Below are 869 nucleotides of genomic sequence, written 5' to 3'. Positions count from 1 at the left end.
AGCTCTTCTTGGTATTGATTTTGATGAGTCAATCTTCTTGCCATAAAGATGAACAACAGCATCAATATCGGATAGTGGAACGTCATAAACACCAATGACCAAAAACCGCTGGAAGAGACGCTCGTCGCAGCAAACAAATACACCTGCTGAGTCAATATCAACGCCAAAGTGACAAAAATCATCTGCTTACTGTTTAATCTCACCTGAGACTCCTTAAACGTAAGCACGAGTGCAGAAGCCGTGATCAACATCGCTAACCAGTTGCCAAACACAGGTAACGGCCAAATCACCGAAATAACGGCAGTCACTGCAGTCAACGTAAACCACACTCCTTTTGAGCTGAGGAGTTGATCAACATTGACCTCTGGATTCGTTTCCAAACGTAATACGTGCCAAGCAACCAAGATGCCCAACAAGGCGCCCAATAACATATCAAGAATAAACGCAGAACCTAGGAAGAACTTGCACAGCATGACTATTAGCGTGATAGCGGCCATCAACACTGTGGTACTGTTAAATCCAAAGCTGTGCGTTCTTTGGAACAAAAATGTCAACACACAGAACCAAACCGCAATAGGCAAGCTTGGAAAACTAAAGCCGTAACTGTTTGGAAGTTCCGCCATAGGCACGTACACATGCGGCCTTGGTAGAGAAAATCCCTGCTGTGCCACCAAAACCATTAAAGATGTCGCGGTAATGGCGAAGAACAGTCGGTACACAAAGCGACTATCAAAGCGCATCATGACGAACGGGAATAAAAACAGCAAAATAGTCGGCGTCGTCAGCTCCATCACTACGCTTGTAAAGTCGTACGCGGCTTTGTAACTGTTGTCTGAAAGCTCACCAATCCAACCTTGCAGTTCCATCAC

1 pseudogene is annotated in these 869 nt (G+C 45.2%); it reads right to left on the bottom strand.

Annotated elements, in window-relative coordinates:
• A pseudogene (locus R7Z77_RS24675) lies at nt 1-869 on the bottom strand (phosphatase PAP2 family protein); the annotation flags it as partial.

Source organism: Vibrio sp. 1401 (genome assembly GCF_033340295.1).
The sequence above is the reverse complement of the archived record's forward strand: the minus strand, read 5'-3'. Positions and strand labels throughout refer to the sequence as shown.